The organism is Telluria sp. ZB4P36 (assembly GCF_059685865.1).
Genome location: NZ_JCASIE010000028.1, coordinates 34,423 through 48,093 on the forward strand (window position 1 = coordinate 34,423; position 13,671 = coordinate 48,093).

The 13,671-nt window shown below is 66.8% G+C and carries 16 protein-coding genes; 9 read left to right on the top strand and 7 right to left on the bottom strand.

The window, feature by feature from the left end:
* The first annotated feature begins 10 nt into the window (after positions 1 to 10).
* The 3 genes from AC56LK_RS23585 to AC56LK_RS23595 are packed head-to-tail and all read left to right on the top strand — an operon-like array spanning position 11 to position 1,788.
* Positions 11 to 163, top strand: a complete 153-nt coding sequence (locus tag AC56LK_RS23585; RefSeq protein WP_497186887.1) for a hypothetical protein — start codon at positions 11 to 13, stop codon at positions 161 to 163.
* A gap of 20 nt (positions 164 to 183) precedes the next feature.
* Complete coding sequence (locus tag AC56LK_RS23590; RefSeq protein WP_497186888.1) at positions 184 to 978, top strand: DUF1700 domain-containing protein; 795 nt, start codon at positions 184 to 186, stop codon at positions 976 to 978.
* Between the two features lie 3 nt (positions 979 to 981).
* Positions 982 to 1,788, top strand: coding sequence for a head GIN domain-containing protein (locus AC56LK_RS23595; RefSeq protein WP_497186889.1), 807 nt, complete (start codon positions 982 to 984; stop codon positions 1,786 to 1,788).
* Here the strand turns inward: AC56LK_RS23595 and AC56LK_RS23600 are convergent.
* Positions 1,778 to 3,025 carry a TIGR03862 family flavoprotein gene (locus AC56LK_RS23600; RefSeq protein ID WP_497186890.1) on the bottom strand — a complete coding sequence of 416 codons (1,248 nt, stop codon included), beginning with the start codon at positions 3,023 to 3,025 and terminating at the stop codon, positions 1,778 to 1,780. The genes AC56LK_RS23595 and AC56LK_RS23600 overlap by 11 nt on opposite strands.
* A 125-nt stretch (positions 3,026 to 3,150) precedes the next feature.
* On the opposite strand from AC56LK_RS23600, the gene AC56LK_RS23605 reads away from it, so the two are divergent.
* The 5 genes from AC56LK_RS23605 (at position 3,151) to dctP (ending at position 6,111) form a co-directional block, all read left to right on the top strand.
* Positions 3,151 to 3,537, top strand: coding sequence for a hypothetical protein (locus AC56LK_RS23605; RefSeq protein ID WP_497186891.1), 387 nt, complete (start codon positions 3,151 to 3,153; stop codon positions 3,535 to 3,537).
* Positions 3,534 to 3,737, top strand: coding sequence for a helix-turn-helix transcriptional regulator (locus AC56LK_RS23610; protein WP_497186892.1), 204 nt, complete (start codon positions 3,534 to 3,536; stop codon positions 3,735 to 3,737). Before AC56LK_RS23605 ends, AC56LK_RS23610 begins: the two co-directional genes overlap by 4 nt.
* A complete protein-coding gene (locus AC56LK_RS23615; protein ID WP_497186893.1) occupies positions 3,734 to 4,669 on the top strand; it encodes an alpha/beta fold hydrolase in 936 nt (311 codons plus the stop codon). The genes AC56LK_RS23610 and AC56LK_RS23615 overlap by 4 nt, the downstream gene beginning before the upstream one ends.
* A gap of 17 nt (positions 4,670 to 4,686) precedes the next feature.
* Positions 4,687 to 4,917, top strand: coding sequence for a hypothetical protein (locus AC56LK_RS23620; protein WP_497186894.1), 231 nt, complete (start codon positions 4,687 to 4,689; stop codon positions 4,915 to 4,917).
* 177 nt (positions 4,918 to 5,094) lie between these two features.
* Positions 5,095 to 6,111, top strand: a complete 1,017-nt coding sequence (gene dctP / locus AC56LK_RS23625) for a TRAP transporter substrate-binding protein DctP (RefSeq protein WP_497186895.1) — start codon at positions 5,095 to 5,097, stop codon at positions 6,109 to 6,111.
* A gap of 1 nt (position 6,112) precedes the next feature.
* Here the strand turns inward: dctP and moaD are convergent, their stop codons facing one another.
* The 6 genes from moaD to AC56LK_RS23655 all read right to left on the bottom strand — a co-directional run bounded on the left by moaD (position 6,113) and on the right by AC56LK_RS23655 (position 12,822).
* Positions 6,113 to 6,370, bottom strand: coding sequence for a molybdopterin converting factor subunit 1 (gene moaD, locus AC56LK_RS23630; RefSeq protein ID WP_497186896.1), 258 nt, complete (start codon positions 6,368 to 6,370; stop codon positions 6,113 to 6,115).
* A gap of 7 nt (positions 6,371 to 6,377) precedes the next feature.
* A complete protein-coding gene (locus AC56LK_RS23635) occupies positions 6,378 to 7,586 on the bottom strand; it encodes a molybdopterin molybdotransferase MoeA (protein WP_497186903.1) in 1,209 nt (402 codons plus the stop codon).
* Positions 7,587 to 7,599: 13 nt separating this feature from the next.
* On the bottom strand, positions 7,600 to 9,075 hold the full coding sequence (gene thrC / locus AC56LK_RS23640; protein WP_497186897.1) for a threonine synthase: 1,476 nt from the start codon (positions 9,073 to 9,075) through the stop codon (positions 7,600 to 7,602).
* Between the two features lie 127 nt (positions 9,076 to 9,202).
* Positions 9,203 to 10,591, bottom strand: a complete 1,389-nt coding sequence (locus AC56LK_RS23645; RefSeq protein WP_497186898.1) for an L-serine ammonia-lyase — start codon at positions 10,589 to 10,591, stop codon at positions 9,203 to 9,205.
* Positions 10,592 to 10,640: 49 nt separating this feature from the next.
* On the bottom strand, positions 10,641 to 11,597 hold the full coding sequence (locus AC56LK_RS23650) for an NAD-dependent epimerase/dehydratase family protein (protein ID WP_497186899.1): 957 nt from the start codon (positions 11,595 to 11,597) through the stop codon (positions 10,641 to 10,643).
* Positions 11,598 to 11,610: 13 nt separating this feature from the next.
* Positions 11,611 to 12,822, bottom strand: a complete 1,212-nt coding sequence (locus AC56LK_RS23655; RefSeq protein WP_497186900.1) for a glycine C-acetyltransferase — start codon at positions 12,820 to 12,822, stop codon at positions 11,611 to 11,613.
* Positions 12,823 to 12,979: 157 nt separating this feature from the next.
* Between AC56LK_RS23655 and AC56LK_RS23660 the strand changes: the two genes are divergently transcribed.
* Positions 12,980 to 13,555 (top strand): helix-turn-helix domain-containing protein, encoded by a 576-nt coding sequence (locus AC56LK_RS23660; RefSeq protein WP_497186901.1) that lies wholly within the window; start codon positions 12,980 to 12,982, stop codon positions 13,553 to 13,555.
* The last annotated feature ends 116 nt before the right edge of the window (positions 13,556 to 13,671 follow it).

The following is a 13,671-nucleotide window of genomic DNA, read 5'->3' on the forward strand; positions in this document are numbered from 1 at the left end:
ATTGAACAACATGAACAAGCTCCAACTCGGTTTGCGTACCCTGGCCCTGCTGGCCGTTGTGGTGTCCAGCACCGCCGTGCTGGTCCAGCCTGAACTCATCGGCGGCTCCGCGCCGGCCACGGCCTTCGCGATCGGTTCGATCCCGGTCGTGGGTCACCATTGATTACCGAAGAAGTACAGCACATGGGTAAACTGGAATATCTCGACGCGCTCAAGCGGGCCATGAGCGGCCTGCCGCCTGAGACCCAGGCCAAGACCCTGGCCTGGTACGAGCAGCGTTTCGTCGACGGCGTGGCCGCCGGCCGCTCCGAGGCGAGCATCGCCGAAGAGCTGGGCGATCCGCGCAAGGTCGCGGTGACGCTGCGCGCCAGCGCCCACATGGAAGCATTCAAGGAAAAGAAGACGCCCGCGAATGCCGTGCGCGTGGTCGTCGCGGGCGCCGGCCTGCTGGTCTTCAACCTGTTCATGGCGATTCCGGCGGCCGTGTATGCCTCGCTGCTGGTTGCCGCGTACTGCACCGCCCTCGGCGTCTACGTCTCGGGCATCGCCATCACCGCGAGCGGCCTGGCCGGCGCCAATGAACTGGTCCTGAACAATCCCCTGCACCGGATCGAGGTCATGGAATCGGGCGAGCGCCGCGAGACCACGGAAAACGTGCGCACCCGCGTCTCGATCGGCAAGCAGGGCATCCACGTGATTGAGGACGAGCCGGCCGATCCCGAGGTGGCGGACGACAATCCGGCCGACGAGGCCAGGGCCACGGCGGTGATCCGCCGCGCCGAAAAGGTGGCCGACGCCGGCATCCAGATCAATACCGACATGGACGGCGAATCGCGCACCACCCAGACCGTCGTCGGCCTCGGCATGGTGCTGGGCGGGATCCTGCTGTTCCTGCTCTCGCTGGTGATCACCCGCTACACCTTCATCGGCCTGAAACGCTACATCAAGATGAACCTGTCGCTGCTGAAGGGGGCTTGAATCATGCGCGGATTGCTGAAAGTCGGATTCAGCCTGCTGTTGCTGGCCTTCGTCTTGATCGGCCTGAGCTACGCGGCGCTGCGCGCCAACGGCGTGGCCGCGGCCAGCGAAGGCCGCCAGGTGGCGAGCGAGAACCGCGCGCTGCCGGCGGGCGTCAACGCGATCGACCTGGACGGGCCGATCGACCTGACCCTGCGCTACGGCTCGGCCCCGTCGCTCAAGGTGCGCGGCGAGGCGCGCCTGCTGGACAACGTCGACGTCAGCAAGGAGGGCGAGGTCCTGCACATCGGCATCCGCGGCATGGTGCTGGGCCACCGCCGCCCGCTCGAAGTCGAACTGGTGCTGCCAAGCCTGGTGGGCGTCACGGTGGACGGCAGCGGCGACAGCACGGTCAACGGTTTTTCGGGCGAACGCATCAAGGTGCGCATGGAAGGCTCGGGCAGCCTGCACTTCAACGGCCGCTTTCGCGAGGTGGATGCGGGTATGAGCGGCAGCGGCGAACTCGACCTGAATGCCGGCTCCGGCATCGAGCGCTTCGATGCGGTGCTCACCGGCTCGGGACACCTGACCATCGTCGGCAGCACCCGCGAACTGAACGCCAACGCCAGCGGTTCGGGCGAACTCGATGCGCGCCACCTGCGCGCCGAGAAGGTGCAGGTCAGCCAGACCGGTTCCGGCCAGAGTACCGTGCGGGCCTCCCAGACCGTCGCCGCCTCGATCTCGGGCAGCGGCGACATCGAGGTGATCGGCAATCCGGCCGAGCGCAGCGTCAGCCGCTCGGGCAGCGGCGCGGTGAGCTTTACCGATTGAGCCAGGCCAATGCGTCGCGCCCCGCGGCGCGGCCGCTGCCGAAGCAGGCCGTGAGCAGGTAGCCGCCGGTCGGGGCTTCCCAATCCACCATTTCCCCCGCCACGAACACCCCCGGCAGCGCACGCAGCATCGCGCTGCCCTCCTCGAGCGCCTCGAAGCGCACCCCGCCGGCGCTGCTGATCGCCTCGTCGATCGGGCGCGGGCGCTGCAAGACCAATGGCAGCGCCTTCAGCGCAGCCGCCAGTTTCTCCGGGGCGGCGAAATCTTCCTTCGACAGGCATTCGTGCAGGAGTCCCGCCTTGACGCCCTTGATGCCGAGGCGGCCCTGCAGGTGGCTGGACATCGAACGCGAGCCCCGTGGACGCGCCACTTCCGCCGCCACCCGCGCGGCGTCGAGGTCGGGCAGCAGGTCGAGCCAGACCGTGGTGCCGCCCTGCTGCGCGATCTGGTCGCGCAGCGGCGCCGACAGCGCATACACCAGGCTGCCCTCGATCCCGGTCTGCGTGACCACGAACTGGCCCCGGCGTTTTTCCAGCGTCCCGTCGCGGCCGCGCCAGCCGATGGCCACCGTGGTGAGCGGCGCACCCGCATGCTTCCCGCTGAAATGCGCACTCCAGCCGACGTCGAAACCGCAGTTGGACGGTGCCAGCTGCGCGACCTCCACGCCTTGTGCGGCCAGCAGCGGCACCCAGGCGCCGTCGGAACCGAGCCGGGCCCAGCTCGCGCCGCCCAGGGCCAGTACGGTGGCCCCGGCCTCGACCAGCAGCTCGCCGTCGGGCGTAATCATGCGCAGGCGCCCGTCCTGCCAGCCGAGCCAGCGATGCCGCATGTGGAAGCGCACGCCGGCCTCGCGCAGGCGGTGCAGCCAGGCGCGCAGCAGGGGCGCCGCCTTCATCTCAAGCGGGAAGACGCGGCCGGAACTGCCGACGAAGGTGCCGATGCCGAGCCCATGGATCCAGTCGCGCACCGCCTGCGGGTCGAAGGCCTGCAGCCAGCGTGCTACTTCATGTTCGCGGGCGCCATAGCGCGCGCGGAAGGCCGGCAGCGCTTCCGAATGGGTGATGTTCATGCCGCCCTTACCGGCCAGCAGGAATTTGCGGCCGACCGAGGGCATGGCATCGTAGACGTCGACCTGCACGCCGCCGGCAGCCAGGACTTCGGCCGCCATCAGGCCGGCGGGGCCGCCGCCGATGACGGCGACACGTGGGGGTTGGCTGGGCTGCTGGCTCATCGGCATTCAGGGAAGGCAAAGGAGCGGCATTGTAGTCGAGTTTGCGGCGCGCATAAAAATGTAAAGCAAGCTTGACATGTCTAGTTTCCTTGACTACGATGTCAAGCATACTTTACTTCATGGAGGATGTCATGCACGAAAAGCGGGTCGGAAAAGCCTATCTGCGCGAACTGTTCGCATCGCTGGCGCTGTACACGGTGCTGCTGATGGCGGCCATCCGCTGGGGCCGGCCGATGGAAGACGGCCTGGCGCGCACCCTGGTGCTGTTGTCGCCGATGATCGGCTTCGGCGCGGCCTTGTGGGTGATCGCGCGCCACCTCGGACGCATCGACGAATACCTGCGCATGCGCCTGCTGGAAAACGTGGCGCTAGCCGCCGCCATCACCGCCGGCCTGACCTTCAGCTACGGCTTCCTCGAGACCGCCGGCTACCCGAAGCTGTCCATGTTCACCGTCTGGTGCGTGCTGTGCGGCGCCGTCGTGCTGGTGCAGCTGCTGCGCAAGCTGCTCGACCGATGAACAACCACATCAGATCCTTGCGGGCCGAGCGCGGCTTGAGCCAGGCCGAGCTGGCCGACATGCTCGACGTCTCGCGCCAGAGCGTGAACGCGATCGAGACCGGCCGCTACGACCCCAGCCTGCCCCTCGCCTTCGCGATCGCCCGCCTATTCGGCCAACCGATCGAATCCATCTTCATCCCAGACCCGGAGACACCATGAAAGCCGCAATCCTGTTCACCCTGGCGCTTGCCGCCACCCTGCCGGCGCATGCCGCCCCCGCCGCCGTAACGGCGCCCGCCGCCAACCGCTTCGCGATGCGCATGGCGCCGGCCGAGCGCTTCGAGATCCAGGGCATGCTGGTCGAGCGCCACGGCCAGGGCGGGCGCCCGCTGGTCCTGATCCCCGGCCTGGCCAGCGGACCCTGGGCCTGGCAAGACCTGGTGCGGCGCTTCAGCGGCGAGCGCGCCGTCTACGTCGTGACCCTGCCCGGCTTCGACGGGCGTCCCGCGCCAAGCGGGCCGCCCCTTGCAGCGGCCCGCGCCGCCCTCCAGGAACTAGTCACGTCGCGCCGGCTCGACAAGCCGGTGCTGATCGGCCACAGCCTCGGCGGCGCCCTCTCCTTCGCGGTGGCCCAGGACATCCCGGCGCAGGTGGGCGGCGTGATCTCGCTCGACGGCCTGCCGGTCTTCCCCGGCACCGAGGCGCTGGCGCCGGAGCAGCGCCCGCTCATGGCGGCCAGCGTGCGGCGCCGGCTGGAAGCCGCCCCCGTGGATGCCTACGCCGAGCAGCAGAAGCAGTACATGCGCAGCCAGGGCCTGGTCGACATGGGCAAGGCCGAGGACCTCGCCGCGCTGGCCCTGCGCAGCGACCGCGCCGCCGTCGGCGCCTACATGGAAGAGCTGCTGGGCACCGACTTGCGCCCCGGCCTGCCGAAGATTGCCGCACCGGTGCTGGTACTGGTACCCTACTTCGAACCGGATGCGAGCCAGGACCAGGTGACGGCGATGATGAAGCTCGAACACTACCGCAGCCTGCTCGCCGGCACGCCCCAGCTGATCGTGGAACCGGTGCCCAAGGCGCGCCACTTCGCCATGTTCGACCAGCCGGATGCGGTGGCCGACGCGGTCCGCCGTTTCCTCAACCGCCTGTAAACCCGAAGGAGCACCCGATGCACAAACTGACTTATTGGAGCGGCCAGTACCTGCTGGCCGCCGGCTCGATGTTCGCCCTGCTGGCCGGCATCGACGTGTTCCTGCGCGGCGAAGCCTTCGAGACCGGCTGGCGCGAGTCGCTGGCCTGGTCGGTGCTGGCAGCCGCCATCTTCATCGGCTCGCGCTACTACCGGGCCGAGCGCGGCGCCGAGTGCGCCACGTGCCGCCATCCCGACACCAAGCGCTGATATATGCATGCGTTTGATATATCTATAAGATTCTTCTTGACAATACATGTAACAGGAATATTCTTGTATCCGCTATAACGAACGATGGCGCCCGCTCGACGAGGCCGCCACGACTCGCCAAGGCAGTCCGTTTCAACATCTTGGAGGATGTGTATGTCGGTAATGAACAGGGCAGCAATGTCCCGTAGGACAGTGCTGGGCGCAATCGCGTCCAGTCCACTCTGGATGCAGTCCGCATGGGCGCAGCCAAACAATCTGAAGATCTCCCACCAGTTCCCGCGCGGCAGCCTTGCAGAAGGCGATTTCCGTGACCGCTTGTGCCGCATGTTCGCGGCCAATGTCGAACGGCGCACTCGCGGCGGCCTGAAGTTCTCGATCTATCCCGGCGCCAGCCTGATGGCGCCCAACGCCCAGTTTGGCGCTCTGCGCAACGGCAGCCTGGACATGGCCCTGGTGCCGCTGTCGTATGCGGGCGCCGAGGCCCCGGAAGCGAACATCGGCCTGATGCCCGGCCTGGTCACCTCGTACGAGCAGGGCTATGCGTGGAAGAATGCGCCGGTCGGGCGCGAGCTGACCCGCATCCTGAACGAGCAAGGCCTGGTGGTGGTCAGCTGGATCTGGCAGGCCGGCGGGGTCGCCTCGCGCGGCAAGCCGATCCTGCATCCCGAAGACGTGGCCGGACTGAAGGTGCGCGGCGGCTCGCACGAGATGGACCGCCTGCTGGCGGATGCCGGCGCCACCGTGGTCAACCTGCCGTCCAACGAGATCGGGGCCGCGATGCGCGCCGGGACCCTCGACGCGGCGCTGACCTCGTCGACCTCGCTGATCTCCTTCCGCCTGCAGGAATCGGCGCGCTCCGTCACCACGGCGCGCGGCGGCGCCTACTGGTTCATGTTCGAGCCGCTGATGATGTCGCGCACCGTGTTCGACCGCCTCAGCAAGGAGCAGCAGGCCGCCGTGATGGCCGTGGGCGCCGAGCTGGAAGGCTTCGCGCTCAAGGCCGCGCGGACGGACGACGCGGCGGTGGCCGCGGTTTACGCCAAGAGCGGCGCCCAGATCGTCGACCTGAATGCCGAAGCCCTGCGCAAGTGGCAGGCGGTGGCGCGCACCAATGCCTGGCGCGAGTATGGCGAGAAGAACGGCAACTGCGCCAAGCTGCTGGAACTGGCCGAGCAGTCGATCGCGATGATCTGACCTAGCCGCCCGTCACGGGCGGAAAGAAAGCCACCTCGGCCCCGTCAACCACTTCGGTCTCGGGGCCGCACATCACCTGGTTGCAGGCCATGCGCACCGCGCGGCCCTGCCCCAGGGCTTCGGCCCAGGCGCCGCCGCGCGCCACCAGCGCCTCGCGCACCGCACCCACCGTCAGGGCGCCTGCCGGCAGCTCCAGGCTTTCCTGTCCGGTGCCGAGCTGTTCGCGCACCGATGCAAAATACCGCAAACTGATTTTCATGTCGTTCCTAGTGCTGCAGTTCGGCGAAGGGAATGAAGCGTACCAGGTCGCCCCCGGCGATGGACTGGCCCGGCGGATTGTCCACCAGGCCCTCGCCCCAGACGGTCGAGGTCAGCACGCCCGAGCCCTGGTTTGGGAACAGGTCGAGTCCACCGGCGGCGTTCACGCGCACGCGCAGGAATTCGTTGCGGCGGTCGGCCTTCGGCAGCGCGAAGTCGGCGCGCATGCTGTAGCCGCGCGGCTCCACCGGACCGCTCACGCCCTGCAGGCGCAGCAGGAAGGGCCGCACGAACAGCAGGAAGGTGATGAAGCTCGACACCGGGTTGCCCGGCAGGCCGATGAAGTACGACGCGCCTTCGTTGCGCCGGATCTCGCCGAAGGCCAGCGGCTTGCCCGGCTTGACGGCGATCTGCCACATGTCCAGGCGCCCTTCGGCTTCCACCGCCGGCTTGATGTGGTCCTCTTCGCCCACCGAGACGCCGCCCGAGGTGATGATCAGGTCGTGCTCCCGCGCCGCTTCGCGCAGGGTGGCGCGGGTCGCCTCCAGCGAATCCGGCACGATGCCGTAGTCGGTGAAGTCGCAGCCGAAGTTCTCCAGCAGGCCGCGCAGGGTGAAGCGGTTCGAATTATAGATGGCGCCCGGCTTCAGGGGCTCGCCCGGCATGGCCAGTTCGTCGCCGGTGAAGAACACCGCGACCCGCGCGCGGCGCAGTACCGGCAGCTCGGCCAGGCCCACGGAAGCGGCCAGCCCGAGTTCCTGGCTGCGCAGGTGCGTGCCGGCCGGCAGGATGACCGCGCCCGCCGCGACGTCCTCGCCGGTGCGGCGAATCCATTCGCCGGCGCGCGGGGCGTGGCGCACGGTGACGCTGTCGCCCACCGCCTCGCACTGCTCCTGCATCACGACCGCATCGGCGCCGGGCGGAATCAGGGCGCCGGTGAAGATGCGGGCGGCGGTGCCCGGCTCGAGCGGCTCGCCGACGCTGCCGGCCGGGATGCGCTGGGCCACGCGCAGGGTCGCGCTGCCGCTCTCGCAGTCGGCCGCGCGCACCGCGTAGCCGTCCATCTGGGTATTGTCGGCGGACGGCACGTCGATGGTCGCATGCTGGTCTTCGGCCAGCACGCGGCCGTTGGCCTCCAGGGTCGGCACCACCTCGATGCCCTCGAGCGGCCGCGCCGCATCGAGCAGCCGGCCCAGGGCCTCGCGCACGGACAGCATCGGCGGCTTCATCTCACAGCCCCGTGTGCTGGGCGATGTAGGCCTTCATGGCATCGACATCGGTGCCCATGACGACGAAGCGCTGCGGCAGCGCCTCGATGTCCTCGAAGCCGGCCGGACGCTCGGCATCCATGCCGATCGCTTCCAGGATGGTTTCGTTGAACTTGGCGGCCAACGCGGTTTCAAGCACGATCATGGGGACGCCCGGCTGCAGGTGTTCGCGCGCGACCTTGATGCCGTCGGCGGTATGGGTGTCGATGGTGATGCCGTAGTCGTCCAGCACATCGCGGATGGTCGCCAGGCGGTCCTCATGGGTCGACTTGCCCGAGGCGAAGCCATACTGGCCGACCAGCTTCCACTCGTCGCCATCGCTGCCCGGCGCGCCCGACAGGTCGAAGCCGCCATGGGTGTCGACCTTGCGGAACAGCGCATGGGTGCGCTCGGCATCGCGGCCCACCAGTTCGTACACGAAGCGCTCGAAGTTGGACGCCTTGGAGATGTCCATCGACGGACTGCTGGTGTGGTAGGTTTCAAGCGGCTTGCGCACCCGGTACACGCCGGTACGGAAGAATTCGTCCAGCACGTCGTTCTCGTTGGTGGCGGCCACCAGCTTGTCGATCGGCAGGCCCATCATGCGCGCGATGTGGCCGGCGCAGATGTTGCCGAAGTTACCCGACGGGACGGTGAACGAGACCTTCTCGTCATTGCTGGTGGTGGCCGCCAGGTAGCCGCGGAAGTAGTACACGACCTGGGCCACCACGCGCGCCCAGTTGATCGAGTTGACGGTGCCGATCTTGTGGCGCGCCTTGAAGGACAGGTCATTCGACACGGCCTTGACCATGTCCTGGCAGTCGTCGAACACGCCGTCGACCGCGATGTTGAAGATGTTCGGGTCCTGCAGGCTGAACATCTGGGCGGTCTGGAAGGCGCTCATCTTCTTGTGCGGCGACAGCATGAACACGCGCACGCCGCGCTTGCCGCGCATCGCGTACTCGGCCGCGCTGCCGGTGTCGCCCGACGTGGCGCCGAAGATGTTCAGTTCGTCGCTGTTCTTGGCCAGCGCATACTCGAACAGGTTGCCGAGCAGTTGCATGGCCATGTCCTTGAAGGCCAGGGTCGGGCCGTTCGACAGGGCCTGCAGGACCAGCTTGCCCTGTGCGCCGTCCTCGAGGACGCGCAGCGGGGTGATGTCGGCGCTGGACTCGTCCGTGCGGGCGTTGCGGTAGACCTCGGGCGTGTAGGTTTTCGCGGTCAGGGCGCGCAGGTCGGCGTCGGGGATATCGGTCGCGAACTTGCGCAGGATTTCGTAGGCCAGTTCGGCGTAGGAGAGCTTGCGCCAGGCGTCAAGTTCTTCCCTGGAGACCTGCGGATACTCTTCAGGAAGGTACAAGCCGCCGTCCGGGGCCAGGCCCGCCAGCAGGATGTCGGAAAAACGTTGGGGATTGCGTGCTGCGGACGCGCTGGTCGCGCGGGTGGAGACGTAATGCATACGGTAGGAGATCCGGTAGGGGCCAAAGTTGAACTTTTATTATAGCGCCCGAACGGATCGTATGCTGTGCTGCAAAAAAAGCTGACGCATGCACGTCGTCCCGGCGCAGGCCGGGACCCAAGTCAACTCAGCAGGCAGCGTGATTCACCGTCACCACATGCACGGCAAGACCACCCAGCGAAGTCTCCTTGTACTTCACCTGCATGTCGGCCCCCGTCTGGCGCATGGTCTCGATCACGTTGTCCAGGCTGACGAAGTGCGTCCCATCCCCCTTCAAGGCCAGCGAGGCCGCCGTGATCGCCTTGATCGCCCCCATCCCGTTGCGCTCGATGCAGGGAATCTGCACCAGGCCCCCGATCGGGTCGCAGGTCATGCCGAGGTGGTGTTCGATGCCGATTTCGGCCGCGTTCTCGATGCGCTCGTTGGAACCGCCGAGCGCCGCCACCAGGCCGGCCGCCGCCATCGCGCAGGCGACGCCGACCTCGCCCTGGCAGCCGACTTCGGCGCCCGAGATCGAGGCGTTCTTCTTGCACAGCATGCCGATCGCGGCGGAACTCAGCAGGAAGTCGCGGATGCCATTGGCCGGATCGCTCGGACGGCAGTCCTCGGCGTAGTAGCGCAGCACCGCCGGGATGATGCCGGCCGCGCCATTGGTCGGCGCCGTCACCACACGGCCGCCGGCCGCGTTCTCTTCGTTCACGGCCATCGCGTACAGGGTCACCTGGTGCGTCGCATCATGCGGCAGCTCGTTGACGCGCTTGCCCTCGACGCAGTGGGCCTGCTTCCACAGCTTGGCCGCGCGCCGCTTGACGTTCAGGCCACCCGGCAGCTCGCCTTCGGTGACCAGGCCATGGGCGATGCAGTCGCGCATCACTTCCCAGATGCGGTCCAGGCCCGCGTCCAGCTCGGCCTCGCTCATGCGCGCCAGTTCGTTCGCGCGCAGCATGTGCGGGATCGACAGGCCATGTTCCCTGCCCTGCGCCAGCAGCTCGCCCATGGTGCTGAACGGGAACGGTACGCTGACCGCATTCGCATCGGGCGCGCGGTTCTGGCCTTCGCCGGCCGCCGTGATGAAGCCGCCGCCGACCGAGTAATAGATGCGCTCGATGATGCTGCCGTCGGCCAGCTGCAGGATGAAGCGCATGCCGTTCGGGTGTTCGGGCAAGGTCGACTGCTTGTGCCAGACCAGGCCGCTGCGGTACTGGAAAGGCACTTCCTTCGTGCCCAGCAGCCGCAGGACGCCGTCCATCTCGGCCTCGGCCAGCTTGTCCTCGACGCTGTCCGGGTCGACGCCCTGCGGCGTCTCGCCCATCAGGCCCAGGATCACGGCCTTGTCGGTCGCGTGGCCGACGCCGGTCAGGGCCAAGGACCCGTACAGGTGGGCCTCGACGCCGACCGCGTTTTCCAGCGAGCCGCATTCCAACAGGAAGCGGCGCGCCGCCATCATCGGGCCCACCGTGTGGGAGCTCGATGGCCCGATACCGATCTTGAACAGATCAAAAACACTCATGTCCATCTATTGTCTCGCTCTTCAGTTTTTTATTCTTATGGGATTGCGGTGACGTTCAGGCAGTGACGCCGACGTCGATGTTCTTCAGCATGCTTGCTACCATCTCATCGACGCCGATACGGGCCTTCCAGCCCCAGTCGGCGCTCGCGCGGCTGTCGTCCAGGCTCTTCGGCCAGGAATCGGCGATCTGCTGGCGGCTGTCCGGCTTGTAGGCGATCTCGAACTCGGGCAGGGACTTCTTGATCACGGCGGCCAGTTCGCGCGGATTGAAGGACACGCCGGCCACGTTGTACGAGGAACGGATCGCGATTTTCTCGCCCGGTGCGTCCATCAGTTCGATGGTGGCGCGGATCGCGTCCGGCATGTAGATCATCGGCAGCGTGGTTTCCGCACCGAGGAAGCATTCATAGGTCTCGCCCTTGAGGGCGGCGTAGAAGATGGCAATCGCGTAGTCGGTGGTGCCGCCGCCCGGAGGCGACTTGAAGCTGATGATGCCCGGGTAGCGGATGCTGCGCACGTCCACGCCGTACTTGCTGTGGTAGTACTCGCACAGGCGCTCGCCGGCCAGCTTGCTGATGCCGTAGATCGAGGTCGGATCCATCACCGCGTACTGCGGGGTCGACTCGGCCGGGGTGTTCGGGCCGAAGGCGGCGATCGACGACGGCCAGAAGACCTTCAGCGGCTTGCCCGCCTCACCGCGCTCGCGTGCCACTTCCAGGATGTTCAGCAGGCCGTCCATGTTCAGGGTCCAGGCCTTCAGCGGCGCTTTTTCGCCGGTGGCCGACAGCAGCGCTGCCAATTGGTAGACCTGGGTGATGCCCTCTACGTCGATCAGCTGGGACAGGCGGTCCTTGTCCAGCACGTCGAGCTGGGTATAGCGCGCCGCGCCGTAGACGTTGTTGCTGCCGATGTCCGAGGCGATCACGTTTGCCGCGCCGTGCTGCTCCGCCAGGGCGGTGACCAGTTCGCTGCCGATCTGGCCGTTGGCGCCGATGATGAGGATGCGTTCCATGTATCTATTCCGATCAGTCTTGATTGTTCTTGAGGATGCCCAGCTCGCGGCCGGCCTGCTCGAAGGCGGCGAGCACGGTGTCGAGCTGCTCGCGGGTGTGCGCGCTTGAGATCTGCACGCGCACGCGTGCCTGGCCCATCGGCACCACCGGGTAGAAGAAGCCCGACAGCAGCACGCCCAGTTCGAACATGCGGGCCGCGAATTTCTGTGCGATCGGGGCCTCGAACAGCATCACCGGCACCACCGGGTGCGTGCCCGGCTTGATGGTGAAACCGATGCGCTCGATCTCCTTGCGGAAGTATGCGGTGTTCTCGTGCAGGCGGTCGCGCAGTTCGGTCGAGTTCGAGATGCGGTCCAGCACCGACAGCGAGGCGCCGGCGATCATCGGCGCCAGGGTGTTCGAGAACAGGTAGGGACGCGATTTCTGGCGCAGGGTCTCGATGAGTTCCTTGCGGCCCGAGGTGAAGCCGCCCATGGCGCCGCCCAGGGCCTTGCCCAGGGTGCCGGTGATGATGTCGATCTTGCCGATCACGCCGCAGTGCTCGTGGGTGCCGCGCCCGGTCTTGCCCATGAAGCCGGAGGCGTGCGATTCGTCGATCATGGTCAGGGCGCCATATTTCTCGGCCAGCGCGACGATCTTGTCCAGCTGGGCGATGGTGCCGTCCATCGAGAACACGCCGTCGGTGACGATGATCTTGTGGCGCTTGCCCGCTTCGGTGGCGGCGACCAGCTGCTTTTCCAGGTCGGCCATGTCGTTGTTGGCGTAGCGGTAGCGCGCGGCCTTGCAGAGGCGGACGCCGTCGATGATGGAAGCGTGGTTCAGGGCATCCGAGATGATGGCGTCGTTTTCGTCGAACAGCGGCTCGAACACGCCGCCGTTGGCGTCGAAGGCGGCCGCGTACAGGATGGTGTCTTCGGTGCCGAGGAATTCGGACAGCTTCTTCTCGAGTTCCTTGTGCACGGTCTGGGTGCCGCAGATGAAACGCACCGAGGACAGGCCGTAGCCGTATTTTTCCAGCGCTGCGGCGGCGGCCTGCGAGGTCTGTTCGTCGCCGGACAGGCCCAGGTAGTTGTTGGCGCACATATTGATGAGCGTGCGGCCGTCCTGCGCGGTAACGATCGCGCCCTGGCGCGAGGCGATCACGCGCTCGGGCTTGAACAGGCCGTCGCTACGCAGCGTCTCGAGTTTCGATTGGAGGCCACTATAGAATGCTTGGTCGCTCATGGTGTTCCCACTCCTGGTTTGGTCCGGCTTGACCGGTGGTTGGCGAATGTCGTATCGTTGGACCCGTTCGGTTCATGGAACCGAGTTCTGTATGTCGAACGAAAATTCAATATATTGAATATTACCCCCAGCTAATGAACTTGGCAAGCCAAAGGCAATGACGATGACTGTAACAAATAACGCCCCGCCGGAAGTTGGCGCCACGCTACAGCGCCTGCGCCTGGCGCGCGGCCTGACCCTTGAAGATTTGTCACGTATCGCCGGAGTGTCCAAGTCGATGCTGTCCCAGATCGAGCGCGAAAAGGCCAATCCCACCATCGCCATCACCTGGCGCCTGGCCAACGCCCTGGGCGTGGAGATCGGCGAGCTGCTGTCGTCCGAGGTGCGGGCGGTGGACCTGATCCGGGTGGTGGATGCCCACGAGACGCCTACCCTGCCCGGCGCCCACGCCGGCTATTCGCTGCGCATCCTGGGCCCGATGGACCTGGCGGGCAAGTACGAGTGGTACGAGCTGACCCTGGCGCCGGGCGGCGAGATGGCCTCGCAGGCCCACGATCCGGGGACCAAGGAACACCTGACCGTGATCAGCGGGACGATCGAGCTGGAAGTGGGGGCGGAAAAGAAGAAGATCAAGCATGGCGGCACGGCGCGCTATCCGGCGGACCATGACCATGTGATTCGGAATGCGGGGAAGACCGAAGCGAAGGCGCTGCTGGTGGTCGTGCAGCGTTAGAATCGGGATAGGGGCGGCCAGTTGTCTGGCCGGTCCCCTCCCACACCACCCGGCATGCGGGTCCGCACCGGGCGGTTCGAGTAGTTGAGGTTAAGTGAGGCGAGGCATGCCGAGGC